Below are 20,150 nucleotides of genomic sequence, written 5' to 3'. Positions count from 1 at the left end.
TATCTTTTATTTAAAACTTCCTCTCTCTTTCACTCGATGTTCACACAGAGGTCACATCTACCTTTTATAGTATATGTATCGAAGTTGTTCCTCCCTAATTTATAAGACATTCCCCAGTGTCTTTGAACAGCTTCCATCCCTAATTAAATTGACATAAATTGTCCCCTTCCTTGACCATCTTATAAATGATGGTCTTATTTTTTTGTCTTTCTATCTTTTATTTAAAACTCCCTCTCTCTTTCACCCTATGTTCACATGAGAGTCACACCTATCTTTTATAGTATATGTATCGAAGTTGTTCCTCCCTAATTTATAAGACATTCCCCAGTGTCTTAAAGCAACTTCCATCCCTAATTAAATTGACATAAATTGTCCCCTTCCCTTGACCATCCTATGTGATGGTCTCTTTTATTTTCCAAACACAAAATCAATCTATCTGTACTTAAATAAAAACCTAAAAATTCAGAAAATATTGTCAAATTAGGTATTTTTTCGGTTTAATTACTTTAGGAAGGAATTTCGCAAAAACAAAAGGGGGATTTTATTGAAACAAACAAAAGCAATCTTAATCGCATTATTTCTAGGCCTAGTTGTTGGACTCACTCTAAATTTAGCCGCTCCATCTATCTTTGAGCCACTAAATCAATATGTGTTCAACCCAATTGGTCAATTGTTTATTCGACTTATTAAAATGCTAGTTGTTCCTGTTGTATTCATTTCTATCGTACTTGGTGCTGCCGGCCTTGGAGATCCGAAACAACTTGGAAGAATCGGTTTAAAATCAATTTCATTCTTTCTCGTAACAACTGCGGTTGCCATCTCTATAGCGGTTACATTTGCACTTATTATAAAACCAGGAGCTGGCGGTAATTTTAAAACAGAAGGTCTTAAGTATGAAGGTGCAAAAACTGAAACATCTTTCGTCGACACATTGCTAAATATCGTACCAGATAACCCAGCAAAAGCGATGGCTGACGGAAACATGTTACAAATCATTGCCTTTGCCGTATTGATTGGACTCGGTATAGCTATTTTAGGAAAACGAGTTCAAGGTATCCATTCATTACTTGAACAGGGCAACGAATTAATGATGTATCTCGTTAATCTCGTTATGAAATTAGCCCCAATTGGAACATTCGGTTTGCTCGCTTCATCCGTTGGTAAAATGGGGCTTGCAGGCGTCGCTGCGATGTTCAAGTATATGATTGTCGTTATGTTAGTACTCATTATTCACGGGGGCTTTGTATATGGTGGCTTATTAAAGGTATTAGCAAAAGAAAGTATTGTTCGTTTCTTTAAACATTTCGGACCAGTAATGGCAATTGGATTTAGTACATCTAGCTCTAATGCATCGCTTCCATTTGCAATGAAAACAGCACAAGATAAGCTTGGCGTTCCAAAAGCGATAAGCTCATTTGTACAACCACTAGGGGCAACTATTAATATGGATGGTACTGCCATTATGCAAGGGGTGGCAACTGTATTTATCGCTCAAGTATACGGAGTTGAACTTACATTACCGCAATTAGCTATGGTCGTATTAACTGCTGTACTAGCTAGTATCGGTACTGCTGGTGTACCAGGTGTTGGACTTGTAATGCTTACAATGGTTTTAAATCAAGTAAATCTACCAGTAGAAGGTATCGCTTTAATTATCGGTATTGACCGTATTCTAGATATGTCTAGAACAGCTGTAAACATTTCTGGGGATGCAATTTGCGCAATGATTGTCGCAAAATCAGAAGAAAAATATAATACTGATCAATCGGCAGCATCGTAAATCAAAAAAGGAGTGAATATATTCACTCCTTTTTTGATTTACTCCCTTTTTTAGAACGATATTCTTTCCCTTTATTATCATTACCAGTTTCAAATTCAGTGCTAAATTCCTGATTAAACTGGCCGGACTTTGGTGATCCTTGATTACCGCTCCCTTTACTACCGTTACGATTCGTCATATTTCTCCCTCCCTTCCTTGTATTAGTAGTATGGCGCTCTATCTTTTTTCATACACATTTTATTTTTTAACATCTATTACACACGAAAGAAGACCTTCCATATATAAGGAAGATCTTCTCTTTCATCACGTAAGCGTTTTCTTGTTTATAATCACTTAAATAAGTTTTTTGGAAATCGAAATCATTACATTCATTTCATCTTCTGAAAGTGTAGAGAATCTTTCTTGTAAATATTGTTTTTTCGCATCTTCCATTTTCGCAACTAAATCTTTCCCTTGTTCTGTAATCTCTAAATACACAACTCGGCGATCTGATGTAGAACGTGAACGAGTTACAAAACCTTTATTAATTAATTTTTCTGTAACAGCTGTAATATGACTATTCGACACATTTAATTCATTTGCTACACGCGATACCATTTCTTTATTCGTACGATTTAATATTCTCAGGACGATGAATTCATTCCACGGTATGTAACCACCGAATATTTTTCCGATATCATTACGCAATGTGCGAAACATAGCAAACACATTTGTCGATAGTTCTTCCATTAATTGCTCTCGATTTTGAGACAACTTTGACAGCTCCTTTTATTTCATTTAGTTAAATAAAAACCTTATTAATAATTTTACATGAAATCTTACTTTTTGTCACCTTATTTTCCCATAATTCGTAGTTTTTTAATATGTATTTCATGATAAAATGAAGTTAACTTCCAGAAAAAGGGGGTATTTTAATGCATGAGGAGGAAAAATTCTCAAATCTCAGCCTAAAAGATAAAACGATTATCATTAGTATTATCGCTCTTTTTCTCATTATAATTTTTGCATTTATATTTTTTGTATATGTAGGAATCTTTCAAATTACAGGTATAGAGTATAGTTCACGTACTGCGTTACTTCTCTTTTTTTATTAATCACTTTCTTAGACAGTATTACATTTTTCATCTTCAGTTTCTTCAAAGCGCTGCTATATCCACTAACACAAAACATGCCAAATTGGATTTCTATTACTCTTTTCTCATTCATTGAAATTACACTAGATTGGTTCGTCATTCATACTGCTGATGATTGGATAGAAAGCGTACAAATGTCCAACATAGCTGAATTATGTGTCGTACTATTCTTTTTCCTCTTAAATAAATTATTAAGTGACGAGAAAGAGTAAGAATACAAGCTTTTCTATATAAAAATTGGTACAATGAAAGCAAATCTTACTAAAGAGGTGTTAATTATGAACTTACAACAATGGGCTGATAAAGGTATGTCCTTTGATACATATGTGAATGAAATGCAAGTAAACCAATACGAGCTACTACACATTTACAATAACTTTTTAATTCCAAATGAATTACTTCCTGTATTAGAAGAACGTCAAAATGACGGCTGGCGTGTTATCGTATTAACTGCTGATTGGTGTGGCGATGCTCTTTTATGCGTACCTGTTATGAAACGAATTTCTGAAGTTGCAAATATTGAAATGAGTTTATTAATTCGCGACGAAAACTTAGAATTAATGGATCAATATTTAACAAATGGAACAGCACGTGCGATTCCAATCTTTATTTTCATTGATAAAGATGGAAATGAACAAGCCGTCTTTGGACCACGCGCTCCAAAAGTACAAGAATTAGTAACTTCAATGCGCGCTACATTACCTGAAAAAGAAGATCCAACATTCGAAGAAAAACAAAAAGAAATGTATGCTAATTTCCGTGCTACATTAGCTGATGATACTTCTCTTTGGGAGCATGTAATGGAAAATATGGTGGAAAAAATAGTAAAATAAAAAAACCTGCCGAGCTCGGCAGGTTTTTTTATTACATAATGAAGAAATAGAATACCGCAGCTAAAATGAAACGATAATAAGCGAACGGTGTTAATTTCACACGAGATAATAATTTCAAGAATGAAACAATTGCAAGCATCGCAACAACGAATGCAGTTACAAATCCTGTTACAAATAGCGTTATATCTGCTGAGCTTAATACATCCCAGCTTTTAATTAAATCTAATCCACTTGCAGCTACCATCATCGGTACCGCTAAAATGAACGTATATTCAGCTGCCGCTGTATGCGACACGCGAGCTAATAAACCACCACTGATTGTAGAACCAGAACGAGAGAATCCTGGCCAAAGAGCTAAACATTGAAACATTCCAATTGTAAATGCCTGTTTATATGTGATTTCATCTAACGTTCTTGCTGTACTTGGTTTTGAAAACTTCTCAGCAACAATCATTAAAATACCACCGGCTACTAAGCTAATAACAACTGGTCCTGGACCAAATAAAACCTCTTTAATAGTGCTATGGAATAATACGCCAAGTATCCCGGCAGGAATCATCCCGATAATAATATGTAATAAATTTAACGATGGTCCGTCTGTTACTTTACCTATTCCAACTAACGACCATAGACGCTTCCAAAATATAACAACAACTGCTAAAATCGATCCCAATTGGATAACAACTTCAAAAACTTTCGCTCTCTCATCGTCAAATCCAATTAAATGTCCTGTTAAAATCATATGTCCTGTTGATGATACTGGTAGAAACTCTGTTAACCCTTCAACAGCACCCATGATTAAACCAATTAACCAATCAGCCACAAGTAGTGCCTCCTTAATAACAAATAATATGTAATTTTTTCACACCTTATCATAATACCTTATCCCTTTTCAAAGTGCATCCTTTTTTTATTGGTTTCATATGTTGTAGGCGCGTATTTCTTTTCTAATCTTTGATTAAATTGTATGATAGTAAGAGTTTGTTTTTTTATATGGAAAGGGGATTTTATGAAAGAAACTACTTCATTTTCACAAAAGTTAAAGCAATTTGTATTACTATTTTTTCCGATTTTCGTAACGCAAATGTCATTATTTGCGATGAGTTTTTTTGATACAACAATGTCAGGACATGCAAGTCCAACTGATTTAGCAGGTGTTGCAATTGGAACAAGTATATGGCTTCCAGTTAGTACGGGATTAACAGGAATTTTAATGGCTACTACTCCCATTGTTGCACAACTCGTCGGATCCAAGAAAAAAAAGGACGTTCCCCACGTTGTCATACAAGCAGTTTATTTAGCAATTTGTGCTAGCTTCGTTGTTATCCTCATCGGTTTCTTCGTCGTTTCACCTATTTTAAACGGCATGCGCTTAGAAGAACCTGTGGAACGAATTGCAGCTCAATTTTTAAGTATTATCGCAATAGGAATTATACCTTTATTCACTTACACTGTTTTACGTGGATTTATTGATGCATTAGGAAAAACTCGCACAACGATGATTATTACATTACTATCATTACCAATTAACGTAATATTAAATTACCTATTAATTTTTGGTAACTTCGGTTTCCCAAAGCTTGGTGGTGTCGGAGCAGCAATTGCTTCCACTGCAACATATTGGTGCATTTTAATTATTACAGTCATTATTATTCAGACGAAAGAGCCTTTTGCCTCTTTCAACATTTTCAAACAATTATATCGCCCTTCTCTTTCGAGTTGGACAACATTCTTAAAGCTTGGCGTTCCTATCGGATTTGCTATTTTTTTTGAAACGAGTATTTTCGCTGCGGTAACGCTCATGATGAGTAATTTTAGTACGACAACTATTGCAGCTCACCAAGCAGCTATGAACTTTGCTTCCTTGTTATATATGACTCCGCTAAGTTTAGCAATGGCAATGACTATTGCAGTCGGATTCGAAGTTGGAGCAAAACGTTACGATAATGCAAAACAATACGGACTGATTGGAATTGGATTAGCCCTTGCCTTTGCTTTATTATATTCAATTCTTCTCTACTTCTTTGATAATCAAATTGCTTCTATTTATACGACAGATGCAAAAGTTCATCATTTAGCAAAAGAATTTCTTATCTTTGCGATTTTATTTCAAATTTCAGATGCAATTGCAACCCCTGTACAAGGAGCTCTGCGTGGGTATAAAGATGTAAATGTTGCTCTAATTATGACTTTAATTGCTTATTGGATAATAGGTCTACCACTAGGTTACATATTAGCAACATATACAGAATGGGCCGCAAAAGGTTATTGGATCGGTCTTATTATCGGTCTAGCATTTGGCGCTGCCTTCCTCCTTATCCGTCTCTTTCAAGTACAACGAAAATATACAACACAAAACAGCCGCTAATAATAAAGCGGCTGTTTTCTTTATGCATATTTTTTCTTGTAACGTATAATATAATGAAAAAGAAAGGTGGGTACATATGGACGACAAAGAAAAAAAGCAATCATTCGATGAAGAATTTGCCCCTGAAATTTCACCTGGATATCGGCAAGATGTACATAAGCCACCTAAATATAAAAACACTTCGTTTTTAATGGGCATTACCATTTTCGCTGCTGTATTACTCATACTTATCATTTTCGTTTATTTTTGATGAAAGGTGGCCTATTATATGAAGAAACAAAATTCCAATCGTTCCAAAAGAACTGTTAAAACACAAAAAGGATATGCAGGCGATTCTGTTCATACACTTAAACAAGTGGAGCAAGGAAATTTATATATTGCTCAAAAAGAACTTGGTCAACAAAATGAAAATCTTTAAAGGTCCTTGATTCCTTGAGGGCCTTTTTATTCCGCATTAAGTAGTACACCCCCAAATGATCTATTGAGCAATGAATTTCCTTTATTGTACGCGCTGCTTTTGTTCTAGCACCATAAATATATTATTAACCTTTACAATTTTCACTTCATAATTCAATTTCATTTCGCTTCTCTTACCATTTTCAGTACCCGCAACGTACGCTACAGCTTGATAGAGAAAACTCTCATCTGTCTCTTCACGTATCTCCTCGCTTGTAAATTTATACTCTAAATCTTGAAAACGATTGGGATAATAATTTTCTATTAATTGTTCATACCCTCTATTTAAAAATAGTTCTTCACCTTTTCGTTTCACGTCTTCTTTATTATTAAACTCAAACACGGATAGTTGCTCGGTCACAAAATGCTCTCCTACCTTTTTCATTTCATTATGAGTTAAATTTTCTATACTTTTGTTCTTTAATTCCTTATTTAACTCGTACTGATCAATCGGTTTAAAGGTAGCAAAAACCTCCTCTTTATATGACCAAAACAATACAAAAGCGATACATAGAGAAATGATTAACAGTCTTTTTTTCGTAATACTCCCGCCCTTCTCCATAATGATAGCTATATTTTAACATATAGAAAGAAAATTCTGATATCATAAAGTAGAATAACTTAACTCAGAAACGAGGAACAATTATGGACTCTTACAAACATTATATAAAAGAAGCTTTGCCTAATCTTTCTATACATTCATATAAACAAAATGAAGAAGGTTGGGATAATGTAGCAATTATAGTAAATGATGAGCTACTGTTTCGTTTCCCGCGAAAACAGGAATATGCAATGCGAATTCCGTTAGAAAAAGAACTATGCACACTTCTCTCTTGTTCACTACATGAAATTAAAGTTCCAAAGTATCACCTATTCTATAAAAAGGAGACTGATGCTATTCCGCTTTGTAGTTACTATACTCTCATTCATGGTGAACCTTTAAAAACAGAAATAGTTACTACACTAGAAAAACAAGAACGAAAAGCACTTATTACACAATTAGCAACTTTCCTTGCTGCTCTACATAGTATTCCTCTAAAAAGTGTTACAGCGTTAGGATTCCCTATTGAAAAAACACTTACCTACTGGAAAGAGCTACAAACTAAATTAAATCAGTATGTTACTAACAATCTTACTTCGTTCCAGAAATCAGCCTTAAATCGTTTATTCGAGAATTTCTTTGCCTGTCTAGCTACATCTAAATTTCAAAATACAATCATTCACGCTGATTTTACACATCATCACATTTTATTTAACAAGCAGAACAAACGCATTTCAGGTGTTATCGATTTTGGTGATGCGCAAATTGGCGATCCTGCTTTTGATTTTGCAGGACTATATTATGATTTCGGACATGAGTTTACTACATCTGTATATGAACAGTACAGTACACTTATTTCTCATCATGATCCATTACTCATTCACCGCATTACTACCTTTTATCAATATAGTCCTTTACTACATAATATTATTTATAACTTTGAATCAGAGAATGAACTCGAATTCATTACAAGTACAGAACAACTAAAAACGATATTACAGGGATGAGATTACATTCTCTCCCTATATACTCTCTCCTCATACATCATTAACTTTTTATCCATTTCAACAATAACTTTATACAATTGAAATGCCTGTAAAATTTGCAGTTGAATTTCAAAAGGAGCATTTTGTTCTTTTAACCATTGAAATACTTTCGTTTCATCTTTCATTGATTATTCCTCCCTTTATCCCGCTATTTGCCGGTAGCCCGATTGACCCCTACTGATTAAAGTTTCACTTTATTAAAATCTGCTACAAATATACCGTAAATGATGAAAAGCTTTTCATGTCAATAACAAAAAAGGATGCAAAATTGCATCCTTTAATGTACTATATTTTTCTTCTGTTTCGCTTCTTTCTTTACTTCTTCCCCTTGGCATTCACTACGAAACGCACAACTTATACACTCAGAACGAAAATGACGCTCTGTATAATGCTCAGGTTGCTGTAACATTTCTTTCATTCTAGATAAATCAGCCATTCCAGTTATAATATCTTCCTGTTTCGGAATGTACTCATACTTAGTTCCTTCTATTAAATTAATAACTTCAATTTTTCCTGGAAGAACGCCGAAAGCTTTATAACTGAATACTGTCATTAGCTTCTGACAAAGAGCAAGCATTTCCTCATCCGCATCGACAACATACTTTTTAATTACAAACGACTCAGCATTCCACTCACCAACTTCAAATGTCAATGACATGTGGACACCTAACTCTTCCATATATGTTTGAAACTTCTCGTATAAAAACAATGGTGGTGTCTGACTATCATCCCTTTCAACAAACTGTAATAAGTGATCCGTTAGCTTCGCTAATACAATATAGTACTCCGTCTTCGAAGCAAACATATTAATCCTTACTTTTTTCCAATACTTTTCTATTAATATTAAAAGTACAATTTTCGTTTGTTGACCCGCAGGTAGCGTGTAATACTCGTTAATAATTTGATTCACAATCATTTGCGCTATTTGTTGCCATTCAAATGAAGAAGGTTCTCTTCTTTTTATATGACGAAAATAAAATTTATGCGGACACCGCATAAAATCATACAAATGATAATCTGTCATCGTTTTGATTGAGATTTTCTCATGCACTTGCTCTTCAGCTCCCTTCTGCCATTAAGAAAGGTGTTTTACAAATTCAGCTCCAAACTGTAAACATTTTTCTACATCTTCATCTTCTGGCGTTAATTCTACTTTTAGTCCTTTTAACACAACTGTTGCCCCGCGCTCTTGTAGCTTTTCTATTAAAATGTCAACCGCCACTCCGTATTTCGGATAAGCCGAATCACATGATCCGAATACTGCCGCTTTTTTCCCAGTTAAATCAATAGAATCCATTGCATCATAAAAATCTAAGAAATCATCAGGAAGATCACCATCTCCCCATGTGTATGCACCTAAAATAATTCCATCATACTGTTCCAATATAGAAGCTTCTGGTGAATCCATAATATCAATAACTTCAATTTCATTTTCTGTTTCACGAATTACGCCGGCAATATGATCAGCCATTTCCTCTGTATTTCCACTCATACTTGCAAAAATCATTACTAACTTACTCAACTGAACCTCTCCCTTTACTTTGTATCTCTTTTTCTGTTTGAATGCTCTTCTTCTCATCTACATATTCAGACCGAATTACATTTCGTTGCCATTCCATATGCTGATCAACATCTTTATTTTTATCTTTTAATCCCCTCCGTAGAAGGTGAAATTTTTTTCTCATTAACATGTCGCATCCATCCTATTGATAATAATTATCAATTTCAACTATATTTAGATTAATTGACATTGATTATCAATGTCAACAACTATTTTAAAAAAAATGATTAAAATGTACAAGCTTGTCCGTTAGCTATTCATATACTATAAATGAGCATAGTTCTTTCTCAGCCCTCTCTGACGGAAAGAAATAAAAGCAACTGCGATAGAGCGCAGTTGCCTTTTTTTGTTTTTCTATGATTTTAGTAATCTTATAGTAGTCTCTAAGAATAGCTCCACTCCACAAATTAATGCTGATTCATCCACGTCAAATTTCGGATGATGATGTGGATAACAAGTATATATATTTTCATTACCTGTTCCTAATTTAATGAAACAACCAGGTGCTTTTCTTAAATATGCTGAAAAATCTTCCCCACCCATAGAAGGTTCAAGCTTCACAACACGCTCATTCCCAAACAAATGTAGTGCACTTTCTTCTACTATTTTCGTAATATATTCATCATTAATAACCGGATCATATCCATATCGATACGTATATGTATACGATCCTCCATGTGCTTCTGTAATTCCTTTCACAATTTTTTCGATTTTCCCTTCTGCTTCCACCCTCAATGCTTGATTAAATGAACGAACAGTTCCCATTAAAGTTGCTGTACTAGGAATAATATTGTCAGCCACTCCCCCATGAAACTGCGTAACTGAAACGACTCTTTGCATGAAAGCACTTGTATTTCTAGATACGATATGTTGTAGATTTGTAATAATCTGCGCTCCGATTGCGATAGGATCAATCGTTTCTTCTGGCCGCGCCGCATGCCCTCCTTTGCCTTGGATCTCAACTGTAAATACGTCTGGTGCTGCCATCATCGGTCCAGATACAATTCCTACATTCCCACTTTCCAAGCCAGACATAACATGTAAACCTATTACATAATCAACACCGTCCATAACACCAGCCTCAACCATTTCTTGTCCACCACCAGGGTATACTTCTTCTGCATGCTGAAAGAATAGACGAATTTCTCCTACAAACTCTTCCTTCATATTATTAAGCACCTCTGCAGTGCTTAATAATATAGCTGCGTGAGCATCGTGCCCACATGCATGCATCATTCCTTTTTTCACAGATGTATAAGATTTACTTGTCTCCTCTTGAATTGGCAAAGCATCTATATCAGCTCGAATCGCAATTACTTTCCCTTGCTTCACACCCCTTTTGATTGCTAGTACACTATACTTCGTCGGTCTCGTTACTTCAAAAGAAGAAAATGAGCATAATGTATCATATATAAATTGCGAAGTTTCTTTTTCATGAAATGATAATTCCGGATACTTATGAAAATGCCTTCTCCATTTCACGATATTTTCTTCCGAAATTAGACTCTTCCACACTCTATTCATGATAATTTCCTCCTTTTCAAAAGAACTAGAAATTTTAAATTTTACTCCGTCTTAAATGATTAATAAAAACAAATACTGCATTTTTACGTATTCTTATAGTCCACTTTTATGTATTCACACAATCCACTTTCTATTTACATGTCAAACCCATTACAAATTCATGCTGAATGTAATATAATTGCTAAGTTAGGGATTTTCTTTTTTAGTATTTAGTGCTAATATCAGAAAAGAGCCTTTTGACTTATTTTTACCTAAAATGTGGGATTTTGTTTTTTTCACAATAATGTAGGACATGATACCTACAAAGAGCTATTATTTCATTAAGAGAGGGAAAGACATGGAAAGATTAAAAGAGATATGGTCTCGACCACTCACACAATGGGTTGCAAAGACGGTTTATTATCTTGCAATTTTATTTGCATTACTTTGGTTGTATGGATTCCATGATACAAACACAAGTACATTTATTTACAATGAATTCTAGGGTGGGAACGTTATGAAGTTATTAGAACAAATTGAAAAGTGGGCTGCAGAAACGCCTGATCAAACCGCTTTTGTTTGGCGAGATGCGAAAATTACGTACAAACAATTAAAGGAAGATTCTGATGCGTTAGCACATTGGATTTCTTCTGAGTATCCAGACGATCGTTCACCAATTATGGTGTATGGCCATATGCAACCTGAAATGATTATTAACTTTTTAGGATGTGTAAAAGCTGGACATGCTTACATTCCTGTAGATTTATCTATCCCAGCTGATCGTGTACAACGTATTGCTGAAAATTCTGGTGCGAAATTACTTTTATCGGCAACAGCAGTAACTGTAACTGATTTACCAGTTCGCATCGTAAGTGAAGACAACTTAAAAGATATTTTCTTTACTCATAAAGGGAACACTCCAAATCCTGAACATGCGGTAAAAGGTTATGAGAACTTCTACATTATTTACACATCAGGAAGCACAGGTAATCCGAAAGGGGTTCAGATTACTTATAACTGCCTTGTTAGCTTTACAAAATGGGCTGTAGAAGATTTCAACTTACAAACAGGGCAAGTATTCTTAAACCAAGCACCTTTCTCATTCGATTTATCTGTAATGGATATTTACCCATCATTAGTAACAGGTGGTACACTTTGGGCAATCGATAAAGATATGATTGCGCGTCCAAAAGACTTGTTTGCTTCTTTAGAGCAATCGGATATTCAAGTATGGACTTCCACACCTTCTTTCGCTGAAATGTGTTTAATGGAAGCATCTTTCTCTGAGAATATGCTACCGAACATGAAAACATTCTTATTCTGCGGTGAAGTGTTACCAAATGAAGTAGCTAGAAAATTAATTGAGCGTTTCCCGAAAGCAACAATTATGAATACGTATGGTCCAACAGAAGCTACTGTCGCTGTAACAGGTATTCACGTGACAGAAGAAGTGCTTGATCAATACAAATCACTTCCAGTTGGCTATTGTAAATCAGACTGTCGCCTTCTTATTATGAAAGAAGATGGCACGATTGCACCTGATGGTGAAAAAGGTGAAATCGTAATTGTCGGTCCAAGCGTAAGCGTTGGATATTTAGGAAGCCCTGAATTAACAGAAAAAGCATTTACTATGATTGACGGTGAGCGTGCCTATAAAACAGGCGATGCTGGCTATGTTGAAAATGGTCTTCTATTCTATAATGGTCGTCTTGATTTCCAAATTAAGCTGCATGGTTATCGAATGGAATTAGAAGAAATTGAGCATCACCTTCGTGCGTGTTCTTACGTAGAAGGAGCAGTTATCGTTCCAATTAAAAAAGGTGAGAAATACGATTATTTATTAGCGGTTGTTGTTCCTGGGGAGCATTCGTTTGAAAAAGAATTCAAATTAACATCTGCAATCAAAAAAGAACTCAATGAGCGATTACCAAACTACATGATTCCACGTAAATTCATGTATCAATCTTCTATTCCAATGACACCAAATGGAAAGGTAGATCGCAAAAAATTATTGAGTGAGGTTACAGCATGACCGCATATGGATCATTTTATTTTTTCGCTATAGTGGGCATTTTATTAATACCTACTATCATAGCTGGATTAAAAGGTAAAATGTTGCGTAAATATAATGCCGTTTTAACATTAGTCATGATTGCTATTATCTTCTCGGATAAACCGAAGCAAGCGATTATGTTAGCCGCATTTATTATTTGGCAATATGCCCTTATTAAAGGCTATTTAATTTTAAGAAAACAAAATAATAGTACATTCATGTTTTGTGTAGCTGTTATTTTATCGATTTTGCCACTTATTTTGGCAAAAGTCGCACCATTTGTACCTGAATTGCATTTTATTGTTTTCGCAGGTATGTCTTATGTAACATTTAGAGCTGTACAAATGGTCTTTGAAGTTCGTGATAATTTAATTAAAGAACTTTCCTTCTTTAATTTCTGGGAATTCGTTTTATTCTTCCCTGCGATTTCAAGTGGACCTATCGATCGTTACCGTAGATTCCAAAAAGATATTCAAAAGCCGCCTAGTGCTGAGGAATATCAAAAGTTACTATATACAGGGTTTAACCGTATTTTCCAAGGTTTCCTGTATAAATTTATAATCGCGCACTTGATAACAACATATCTTGTAAAGGCTGTATTCGCCAATCAAGATACACTTTTATCTAATGTGATTTTTATGTACGCTACTAGCATGCAATTATTCTTTGACTTTGCAGGTTATAGTGCGTTCGTAATTGGTATCAGTTATATGATGGGAATTAAAACGCCAGAAAACTTTAATAAGCCATTCCTTAGTCGTAATATTAAAGACTTCTGGAACCGCTGGCACATGAGTTTATCATTCTGGTTCCGTGATTTTATTTACATGCGTTTCGTCTTTTTTGCAACGAAGAAAAAGTTAATTAAAAACCGTTACACAATTTCGTATATCGGTGCATTTTTAAACTTCTTCATTATGGGAATTTGGCACATCCAAGGAAGCGCTGTTGCGCAGTATGTTATTTATGGTCTATATCATGCCGCACTGTTTATTTTATTTGATATTTTCGAACGAAAAAACAAAAAGCATAAGTTTTGGCCAAACAATAAATTTACACACGTCCTTGCGATTGTAATTACGTTCCACGTTGTATGTTTCGGTTTCCTAATTTTCTCTGGACACCTTAACAGATACTTTTAATGCACCCTTCTTATTCCATTAAGAAGTTGCACATATAATATATTTCGGATATAAAGGAGATTTTAAAAATGGCAGAATTCAAAGAGCAAGTATTAGATATTTTAGAAGAAGTATGTGAAAACGATATTGTGAAAGAAAACTTAGATGTTCAATTATTTGAAGAAGGTATTCTTGATTCTTTCGCTGTAGTATCTTTATTAGTTGAATTCCAAGAGCGTTTAGATATTGAAGTTTCTATTTCTGATTTTGACCGTGACGAGTGGGCTACACCAAACATGGTTATTAAAAAGTTGGAAGAAATCCGATGAACAAAGCAAAATTTGGTCCGATGCTTTTAGCATTGGCCCTTTTTGCTGTATTCTTACTTATTCCAACGCGCTTCCTACTTCCACTTTTAAGTGATGAAAAAGTAGAACAAGCTGCTACTTCTTTAAAAGAAGAAAAAATTCAAAGTATGATTTTACAGCAAAAGATGTTAGCAAATCCAAAATATCTTCCGATGTACGGTTCATCGGAATTCGCACGTATGGATGCTTTCCATCCATCTAATTATTTTAAAGTAAAGCCTGAAGGGTTCACACCATTCCTTCTTGGACGCGGCGGAACACAAGACCTAGTACATGTGTTAAACTTCGCATCTACAATGGATCAATTGAAAGATAAGAAAATGGTATTCGTTCTTTCTCCGCAATGGTTTGTACCACAAGGTATTGATGAAACGCACTTTGCACCTAACTTTTCAAAGCAACAAGGTTACCATTTCATTTTCAACAATGATTTAAAACCTGAAATGAAAAAACAAATTGCAAAGCGTTTATTAAACTTTGAGATTGTAAAAAAAGAAACTTTATTAAAAATTTCGCTTGAAGGCATTGCTTATGATGATACGAAGTATAAAGTAAAAGCACTTGCTGCTAAACCTTTCGCTTATATTTATCGTAACATTTTAGATCGTAAAGATTTATTTACAGCTATGTTTAATATTAAACCGCACAAAGAAAAGCTTGATCCTTCATTAAAACAAATGAACTGGGAAGAGGCTCGTAAACATGCGGATCAAACAGGTGCAGTAGAATCTGGATCTAATGAATACGGTATTGAAGATGATTATTTCAATAGCAAAATTAAGAAAAAATTAAAGCAACGTGAAGGTTACTTAAAAAATGATGCTTATGACCAATCGCCAGAATATGAAGATTTACAAATTGTACTTGATTTATTAAAACAATCTGGTGCAAAACCGCTCTTCATTTCTGTTCCTGTCAAAGGTCCTTGGTACGACTACGCTGGCTTCCCGAAAGAACGCCGCGAAGCATACTATAAGAAAGTTCATGAGCAAATCGAAAAAGCTGGTTATCCAATTGCCGACTTCTCAAATCATGAATACGATAAATACTTCTTAAAAGATCATATGCACTTAGGTTGGAAAGGCTGGGTTTACATCGACGAAGCCATCCAACAATTTTATAAAGCAAACTAATGAAAAGACCGCTTGAATTACTCAAGTGGTCTTTTTGTATATATTTTGTAATTGCTCGATTGCATTCTCCGCTTCTTTCATAACTCGCTCCACTACATGCTGAGCTGATTCGATTCGTGCCAACGATGCTGCCTGTCCTGCCCAAAGTGACATATATTCTTCCTTATTTTGCTTCGCTGCCTCTTGGCGTATTTTAGAAGTTAATACGTTTTGCACTGGATACATCGGAAGCCCTTCTTCTTTTCCTTCATGTCTCTCTATAAATTCATTCCGGATACCCCGTGCATATTTCCCGGAAAACGCGCGAGTTACCGTTGTGCTCGTATCTGTACTATGTAAAACCGCTTCTTTATACACATCGTGCGTAATACTCTCTTCACTTGTTAAAAAGGCCGATCCCATTTGAACACCTTCTGCTCCTAGTGCCAATGCCGCAACAAGCCCTTGTCCGTTCATTACACCACCTGCTGCGACAATTGGGATATGCGGAACAGCTTCTACTAACTGAGGTACTAACGCAAAAGTACCAATCATAGCATCTCGTTCTTTCCCAATAAACGTTCCTCTATGCCCTCCTGCTTCGCTACCTTGTCCGATAATAATATCTACTCCTAGCTCGGCAAGTACTTTCGCTTCCTTCACATGGGTAGCTGTTCCGATAACTTTTATTCCACTTCTTTTTAAATCATTTATTTCTTCTTTTTCTAACGTTTGAAATGCAAAACTAACGACCGGTACTTTTTCATCTAATAGCACTTGTAATTGTTCCTTATAGCTTTTTGGAAGCTTTAACGTTCCTTCTACTTCTATACCTAATTCTCTATTCACTCCGCTTAGTAATACTTTCGCCTCATTTACCTTCTCTTCTTCTATTTGTATCTCTTTCGTTACAAGTAAATTAACACCGAAAGGCTTATCTGTTAGTTCTCTTATTCTATAAATCGCTTCACGAATTTGTTCTGGGCTCATATAGCCCGCTCCAAGCGTCCCTAATCCTCCGCTATTACTTACTGCTGCAACGAGTTCTGGCGTCGTAATCGCGCCTGCCATACCGGCTTGAACAACGGGATACTCAATTTTTAATATGTCTGTTACTCGACTTGTAAACATCATTTTCCCTCCTATTTCCCTTATATCTTCTTTATTTGATAAGCTTTCCCCTGCTTTTGCAAGGGTTGGACCTCAAATGAAGCGAATATATTGAAAGAGAAGGAGGCTGAGCTTAATGATTTATCCAAATGCATTAAAACAAGGTGATACAGTAATGATTATTGCACCATCTGGTCCACCTACAACCGAAAATGTATTAAAAGGTGTGAATGTATTACAAGAGATGGGGTTATCCGTAATAATCGGGAAGAGTGTTCACGAGAAATATGGATTTTTAGCCGGAAGTGATCAAGTTCGGCTTGACGATATACATGAAGCATTTACAAATAATGAAGTGAAGGCAATTTTTTGTGCACGAGGTGGTTATGGAAGTGCTCGTCTTCTTCCTCACATTCAATATGAAGTTATTAGGCAGAATCCAAAAATCTTTTGGGGATATAGCGATATTACAGCTTTACATACTGCTGTTTCACGTTATGCAAAGCTTATAACATTTCATGGTCCGATGATTGAAGAACTAGGAAAAGGTATTGATTCCCTATCTTTATCCTCTTTTAATCAGCTATTCCATCCGTATTCAACCATTTTATCTGCATCAGAATGTATCGTACCTAGCTCTCACAGTACAGTTACAAGTACGTTAGTTGGAGGAAATTTAGCTGTGTTAGCAAGTATAATTGGCTCGCCCTACGAGATAAATACGGACAATACACTTTTATTACTTGAAGACATTGGTGAAGAACCTTACCGCATTGACCGTATGTTAAATCAGCTACTTTTATCTGGAAAGTTTAATGAATGCAGGGGCGTTATTTTCACAAGTTGTCACGACTGCACTCCTTCAAAGCCATCTCAATCATTGCAAACAATATTATATGAATATTTCGCGCCATATCATATACCTGTCCTATTCGATTTACCAATTGGACATATAAGTCCAAACATCGGTATTCCACTTGGAGCTACAGCGACAATAAACACGAATAATAAAACAGTCTCTATTTCTTCTGGTATAGCCACTTCATATTCAAATTAAAAAGTAAAAGGAAAAGCGATTACGCTTTTCCTTTTACTTATAATAATTAAAAATTCGTCCAGATGCGATATCTGCAATTTCTTCTGGAATAAATGTTTTACTTATATCAGTGCCAACATTTAATACAGCTGTAGCATCTTTCTCAATGCTACCAAATAACTCTTTCCCACGTATCGTAATAAGGGGCGTTCCTTCTGGCAACACATCTTTTACAAATTCCATTTGTGTAAAGAACGGAACGATCCATCTACCTTCTCCTTGGAAATGACGCAAACGAAGTATTCCTTCTGTTGCCCCGTCCTCTGCTTCTAGTGAACCAGCAACATAAAACTCAGTAGATAAGAGCAATTCATAAAATTCCTTTTGCTTCTGTTTATCATCCCCTGCTACAACAAGTACCTCTTCTAATTTCTTTACTGAAATTTGCTCCATATGATGCCACCCCTATTTTCAAAATGATTGTACTTAGATTATACGAAATATTCTTATTTTTTTCTACATAATTTGCAATTATTTTCTTAAAATAATTTTAACACTTCTTTTGTTGTCACAATCGTAGCAAACTCTTCATGTAAATTTACAAGTGTCATATTGTGAATATCTTCTGCACTATACTCTTTACCATCTAAACCTATACGGTTAAAAGTAGCTGTTGCATCACTCACTAAATATGTTGTAAATCCTAAATTCCCTGCCATTCGCGTCGTAGTTTCCACGCAATGATTTGTCGTTAATCCTACAACCACTACTGCATTACATTTGTTCTTTCTTAATTGCTCTTCTAAATTTGTCCCAATGAACGCGCTGTTAACGAATTTCTGAATAACCACTTCACCAAGTAGTGGTTGCACTTCTTCTTTAAAGTTTACCGTTTCCGCTCTCTCATAAAACATTGACTGAGCATTTTCTTTATTTACATGTTGAATATGAAAAACTGGTCGTTTCCTTTTTCTCCATTCTTCTAACAAAATTCTCATGTTTTCTTCAGCAAAAATATTATTTCTCTCGCCCCAATCTGGTAATTGAAATGCCTTTTGTACATCGATTATGATAAGTGCTATTTGATTTGTCATCATTTCCCCCTTAATTTGGCTGTAATTGAAATAGAAAACCAAGTTGTTGTGACGCAGTAATAAAGCAAACATAGGCGCAAAGCTCTACAATTTCTTTTTCTGTCCAATATTGTTTTAAAGCGTGAAACATAGTATCATCTATTGCTTTTCGGTCATGAACAAATGTATGCGCAAAAGTAACGGCTACACCAATCTCCTCTGCCTTTTGCACATCATCAGGTCTTCCCTTTGCCATACAGTACGGACATTCATTCCCATACGCTAATGTTCTTCTCACTTGCTCCTTCAACTCTGCTGAAAGAGTTCCTTTATTGTACAGTGTATCTTCTAACTTACTCCACGAGTGTAATATATCCGAATTATGCCCTAATAACTTTTGAAACTTTGTATCTCCTACATTTGATAATGAAATTCTCTCCATCATTTTCCCTCCTATTTCCTTCTGTTTTATTGTAAAATAAATAACGTTCACTTTACATTTCATATGAATCTTAATTTATATTTTTCCTTTACAAAAATCATTATTTTACTGGAGGTGTATTTACAAATGCAACTAGACCGTGTTGATCGAAAAATTTTAAATGAATTATATAATGATAGTCGCCTTTCTATGCGTGAATTGGCGAAACGAGTAAACTTATCTGCTCCGTCTACTGCAGAACGTGTTCGTAAACTTGAAAGTGAAGGCGTTATTCAAAAATATACAATCGATATCGACTATAAAAAAGCAGGACTAGTTTTAGATTGTATTTTAGAAATCACTTTAAAAAATGGTGATACAACACGTATGCAACAGTTTATTCAGTCTTATCCATCTGCAAGTTTTTGTTACCGAGTAACAGGAAGCTTATGCTACATTGTAAAAATTTCTGTTCCTTCACTCGTTGAACTTGAAGAATTTATCAATGATGTTTCTTCATATGCAACGACAGTTTCTCATATCGTATTATCAGAAGTATCTCTTACTCCTGATATTGAACATATCTTCCCAGAAGATTAATTTATTTTTATTCATAAATTATAAAAAAACCCCTT

26 protein-coding genes and 1 pseudogene are annotated in these 20,150 nt (G+C 35.1%); 14 read left to right on the top strand and 13 right to left on the bottom strand.

What is annotated here, in order from left to right; all coding sequences use genetic code 11:
• Window positions 1-544: 544 nt before the first annotated feature.
• Entirely contained in the window at window positions 545-1,780 is a 1,236-nt protein-coding gene (locus ACW0JX_RS07085) for a dicarboxylate/amino acid:cation symporter (RefSeq protein WP_000814806.1), read from the top strand.
• A 22-nt stretch (window positions 1,781-1,802) separates the two neighbouring features.
• On the opposite strand, the gene ACW0JX_RS07080 is transcribed toward ACW0JX_RS07085, so the two are convergent.
• Window positions 1,803-1,958: a hypothetical protein gene (locus ACW0JX_RS07080; protein ID WP_000184928.1), complete on the bottom strand. Its 156-nt coding sequence runs from the start codon at window positions 1,956-1,958 to the stop codon at window positions 1,803-1,805.
• Between the two features lie 155 nt (window positions 1,959-2,113).
• On the bottom strand, window positions 2,114-2,533 hold the full coding sequence (locus tag ACW0JX_RS07075) for a MarR family winged helix-turn-helix transcriptional regulator (protein WP_000081434.1): 420 nt from the start codon (window positions 2,531-2,533) through the stop codon (window positions 2,114-2,116).
• A 161-nt stretch (window positions 2,534-2,694) separates the two neighbouring features.
• Between ACW0JX_RS07075 and ACW0JX_RS07070 the strand changes: the two are divergent.
• Both ACW0JX_RS07070 and ACW0JX_RS07065 read left to right on the top strand, forming a co-directional pair.
• Window positions 2,695-3,125: pseudogene (locus tag ACW0JX_RS07070) on the top strand (YrvL family regulatory protein).
• Window positions 3,126-3,158: 33 nt separating this feature from the next.
• Complete coding sequence (locus ACW0JX_RS07065) at window positions 3,159-3,746, top strand: thioredoxin family protein (RefSeq protein ID WP_002040836.1); 588 nt, start codon at window positions 3,159-3,161, stop codon at window positions 3,744-3,746.
• Window positions 3,747-3,777: 31 nt separating this feature from the next.
• Here ACW0JX_RS07065 and uppP read toward each other — a convergent pair whose 3' ends face one another.
• Entirely contained in the window at window positions 3,778-4,569 is a 792-nt protein-coding gene (gene uppP, locus ACW0JX_RS07060; protein ID WP_000796253.1) for a bacitracin resistance undecaprenyl-diphosphatase, read from the bottom strand.
• Window positions 4,570-4,755: 186 nt separating this feature from the next.
• Here uppP and ACW0JX_RS07055 point away from each other — a divergent pair, with 186 nt between their 5' ends.
• From ACW0JX_RS07055 to ACW0JX_RS07045, 3 genes are all read left to right on the top strand, one after another.
• Entirely contained in the window at window positions 4,756-6,114 is a 1,359-nt protein-coding gene (locus ACW0JX_RS07055) for an MATE family efflux transporter (protein ID WP_029441800.1), read from the top strand.
• Window positions 6,115-6,190: 76 nt separating this feature from the next.
• Window positions 6,191-6,364 (top strand): hypothetical protein, encoded by a 174-nt coding sequence (locus tag ACW0JX_RS07050; RefSeq protein ID WP_000341062.1) that lies wholly within the window; start codon window positions 6,191-6,193, stop codon window positions 6,362-6,364.
• A gap of 18 nt (window positions 6,365-6,382) precedes the next feature.
• Window positions 6,383-6,532 (top strand): hypothetical protein, encoded by a 150-nt coding sequence (locus tag ACW0JX_RS07045; protein WP_000744623.1) that lies wholly within the window; start codon window positions 6,383-6,385, stop codon window positions 6,530-6,532.
• Window positions 6,533-6,613: 81 nt separating this feature from the next.
• Here ACW0JX_RS07045 and ACW0JX_RS07040 read toward each other — a convergent pair whose 3' ends face one another.
• A complete protein-coding gene (locus ACW0JX_RS07040; protein WP_459245527.1) occupies window positions 6,614-7,132 on the bottom strand; it encodes a biotin transporter BioY in 519 nt (172 codons plus the stop codon).
• An 83-nt stretch (window positions 7,133-7,215) separates the two neighbouring features.
• Between ACW0JX_RS07040 and ACW0JX_RS07035 the strand changes: the two genes are divergently transcribed.
• Window positions 7,216-8,118 carry an aminoglycoside phosphotransferase family protein gene (locus tag ACW0JX_RS07035; RefSeq protein WP_053564926.1) on the top strand — a complete coding sequence of 301 codons (903 nt, stop codon included), beginning with the start codon at window positions 7,216-7,218 and terminating at the stop codon, window positions 8,116-8,118.
• A 2-nt stretch (window positions 8,119-8,120) separates the two neighbouring features.
• Here ACW0JX_RS07035 and ACW0JX_RS07030 read toward each other — a convergent pair whose 3' ends face one another.
• From ACW0JX_RS07030 to ACW0JX_RS07010, 5 genes are all read right to left on the bottom strand, one after another.
• Window positions 8,121-8,282, bottom strand: coding sequence for a hypothetical protein (locus ACW0JX_RS07030; RefSeq protein ID WP_000651086.1), 162 nt, complete (start codon window positions 8,280-8,282; stop codon window positions 8,121-8,123).
• Window positions 8,283-8,434: 152 nt separating this feature from the next.
• Complete coding sequence (locus ACW0JX_RS07025) at window positions 8,435-9,208, bottom strand: hypothetical protein (protein ID WP_000544579.1); 774 nt, start codon at window positions 9,206-9,208, stop codon at window positions 8,435-8,437.
• 24 nt (window positions 9,209-9,232) lie between these two features.
• Window positions 9,233-9,679, bottom strand: coding sequence for a flavodoxin (locus tag ACW0JX_RS07020; RefSeq protein WP_088022517.1), 447 nt, complete (start codon window positions 9,677-9,679; stop codon window positions 9,233-9,235).
• Window positions 9,672-9,848 (bottom strand): hypothetical protein, encoded by a 177-nt coding sequence (locus tag ACW0JX_RS07015; protein WP_000929009.1) that lies wholly within the window; start codon window positions 9,846-9,848, stop codon window positions 9,672-9,674. Before ACW0JX_RS07015 ends, ACW0JX_RS07020 begins: the two co-directional genes overlap by 8 nt.
• A 224-nt stretch (window positions 9,849-10,072) precedes the next feature.
• The gene (locus ACW0JX_RS07010; RefSeq protein ID WP_089170678.1) at window positions 10,073-11,242 is read right to left on the bottom strand and encodes an amidohydrolase; all 1,170 of its coding nucleotides are present in this window, start codon (window positions 11,240-11,242) and stop codon (window positions 10,073-10,075) included.
• Between the two features lie 337 nt (window positions 11,243-11,579).
• On the opposite strand from ACW0JX_RS07010, the gene ACW0JX_RS07005 reads away from it, so the two are divergent.
• From ACW0JX_RS07005 to dltD, 5 genes are all read left to right on the top strand, one after another.
• Window positions 11,580-11,726 (top strand): teichoic acid D-Ala incorporation-associated protein DltX, encoded by a 147-nt coding sequence (locus ACW0JX_RS07005; RefSeq protein WP_000440293.1) that lies wholly within the window; start codon window positions 11,580-11,582, stop codon window positions 11,724-11,726.
• A gap of 12 nt (window positions 11,727-11,738) precedes the next feature.
• On the top strand, window positions 11,739-13,253 hold the full coding sequence (gene dltA, locus ACW0JX_RS07000) for a D-alanine--poly(phosphoribitol) ligase subunit DltA (protein ID WP_459245526.1): 1,515 nt from the start codon (window positions 11,739-11,741) through the stop codon (window positions 13,251-13,253).
• Window positions 13,250-14,416, top strand: a complete 1,167-nt coding sequence (gene dltB, locus ACW0JX_RS06995) for a D-alanyl-lipoteichoic acid biosynthesis protein DltB (protein WP_053564929.1) — start codon at window positions 13,250-13,252, stop codon at window positions 14,414-14,416. The genes dltA and dltB overlap by 4 nt, the downstream gene beginning before the upstream one ends.
• A gap of 68 nt (window positions 14,417-14,484) precedes the next feature.
• Window positions 14,485-14,724, top strand: coding sequence for a D-alanine--poly(phosphoribitol) ligase subunit DltC (gene dltC / locus ACW0JX_RS06990; RefSeq protein ID WP_000807310.1), 240 nt, complete (start codon window positions 14,485-14,487; stop codon window positions 14,722-14,724).
• On the top strand, window positions 14,721-15,896 hold the full coding sequence (dltD, locus tag ACW0JX_RS06985) for a D-alanyl-lipoteichoic acid biosynthesis protein DltD (protein ID WP_001030287.1): 1,176 nt from the start codon (window positions 14,721-14,723) through the stop codon (window positions 15,894-15,896). Before dltC ends, dltD begins: the two co-directional genes overlap by 4 nt.
• A 21-nt stretch (window positions 15,897-15,917) precedes the next feature.
• Here dltD and ACW0JX_RS06980 read toward each other — a convergent pair whose 3' ends face one another.
• A complete protein-coding gene (locus ACW0JX_RS06980; protein WP_088022513.1) occupies window positions 15,918-17,006 on the bottom strand; it encodes an NAD(P)H-dependent flavin oxidoreductase in 1,089 nt (362 codons plus the stop codon).
• Window positions 17,007-17,121: 115 nt separating this feature from the next.
• On the opposite strand from ACW0JX_RS06980, the gene ACW0JX_RS06975 reads away from it, so the two are divergent.
• Window positions 17,122-18,042, top strand: a complete 921-nt coding sequence (locus ACW0JX_RS06975; protein WP_095691178.1) for a S66 peptidase family protein — start codon at window positions 17,122-17,124, stop codon at window positions 18,040-18,042.
• A gap of 33 nt (window positions 18,043-18,075) precedes the next feature.
• On the opposite strand, the gene ACW0JX_RS06970 is transcribed toward ACW0JX_RS06975, so the two are convergent.
• The 3 genes from ACW0JX_RS06970 to ACW0JX_RS06960 form a co-directional block, all read right to left on the bottom strand.
• A complete protein-coding gene (locus tag ACW0JX_RS06970) occupies window positions 18,076-18,474 on the bottom strand; it encodes an SseB family protein (RefSeq protein WP_000435265.1) in 399 nt (132 codons plus the stop codon).
• A gap of 86 nt (window positions 18,475-18,560) precedes the next feature.
• Entirely contained in the window at window positions 18,561-19,115 is a 555-nt protein-coding gene (locus ACW0JX_RS06965) for a cysteine hydrolase family protein (RefSeq protein WP_000184436.1), read from the bottom strand.
• 10 nt (window positions 19,116-19,125) lie between these two features.
• Window positions 19,126-19,536 carry a carboxymuconolactone decarboxylase family protein gene (locus ACW0JX_RS06960; protein ID WP_016082359.1) on the bottom strand — a complete coding sequence of 137 codons (411 nt, stop codon included), beginning with the start codon at window positions 19,534-19,536 and terminating at the stop codon, window positions 19,126-19,128.
• Between the two features lie 126 nt (window positions 19,537-19,662).
• On the opposite strand from ACW0JX_RS06960, the gene ACW0JX_RS06955 reads away from it, so the two are divergent.
• The gene (locus ACW0JX_RS06955) at window positions 19,663-20,115 is read left to right on the top strand and encodes an Lrp/AsnC family transcriptional regulator (protein ID WP_001175498.1); all 453 of its coding nucleotides are present in this window, start codon (window positions 19,663-19,665) and stop codon (window positions 20,113-20,115) included.
• Window positions 20,116-20,150 lie beyond the last annotated feature (35 nt).

The sequence above is a fragment of the Bacillus sp. C-3-6 genome, from assembly GCF_054509685.1.
Note: the sequence above shows the minus strand (reverse complement) of the source record. Positions and strands in the feature narration are given on the sequence as shown.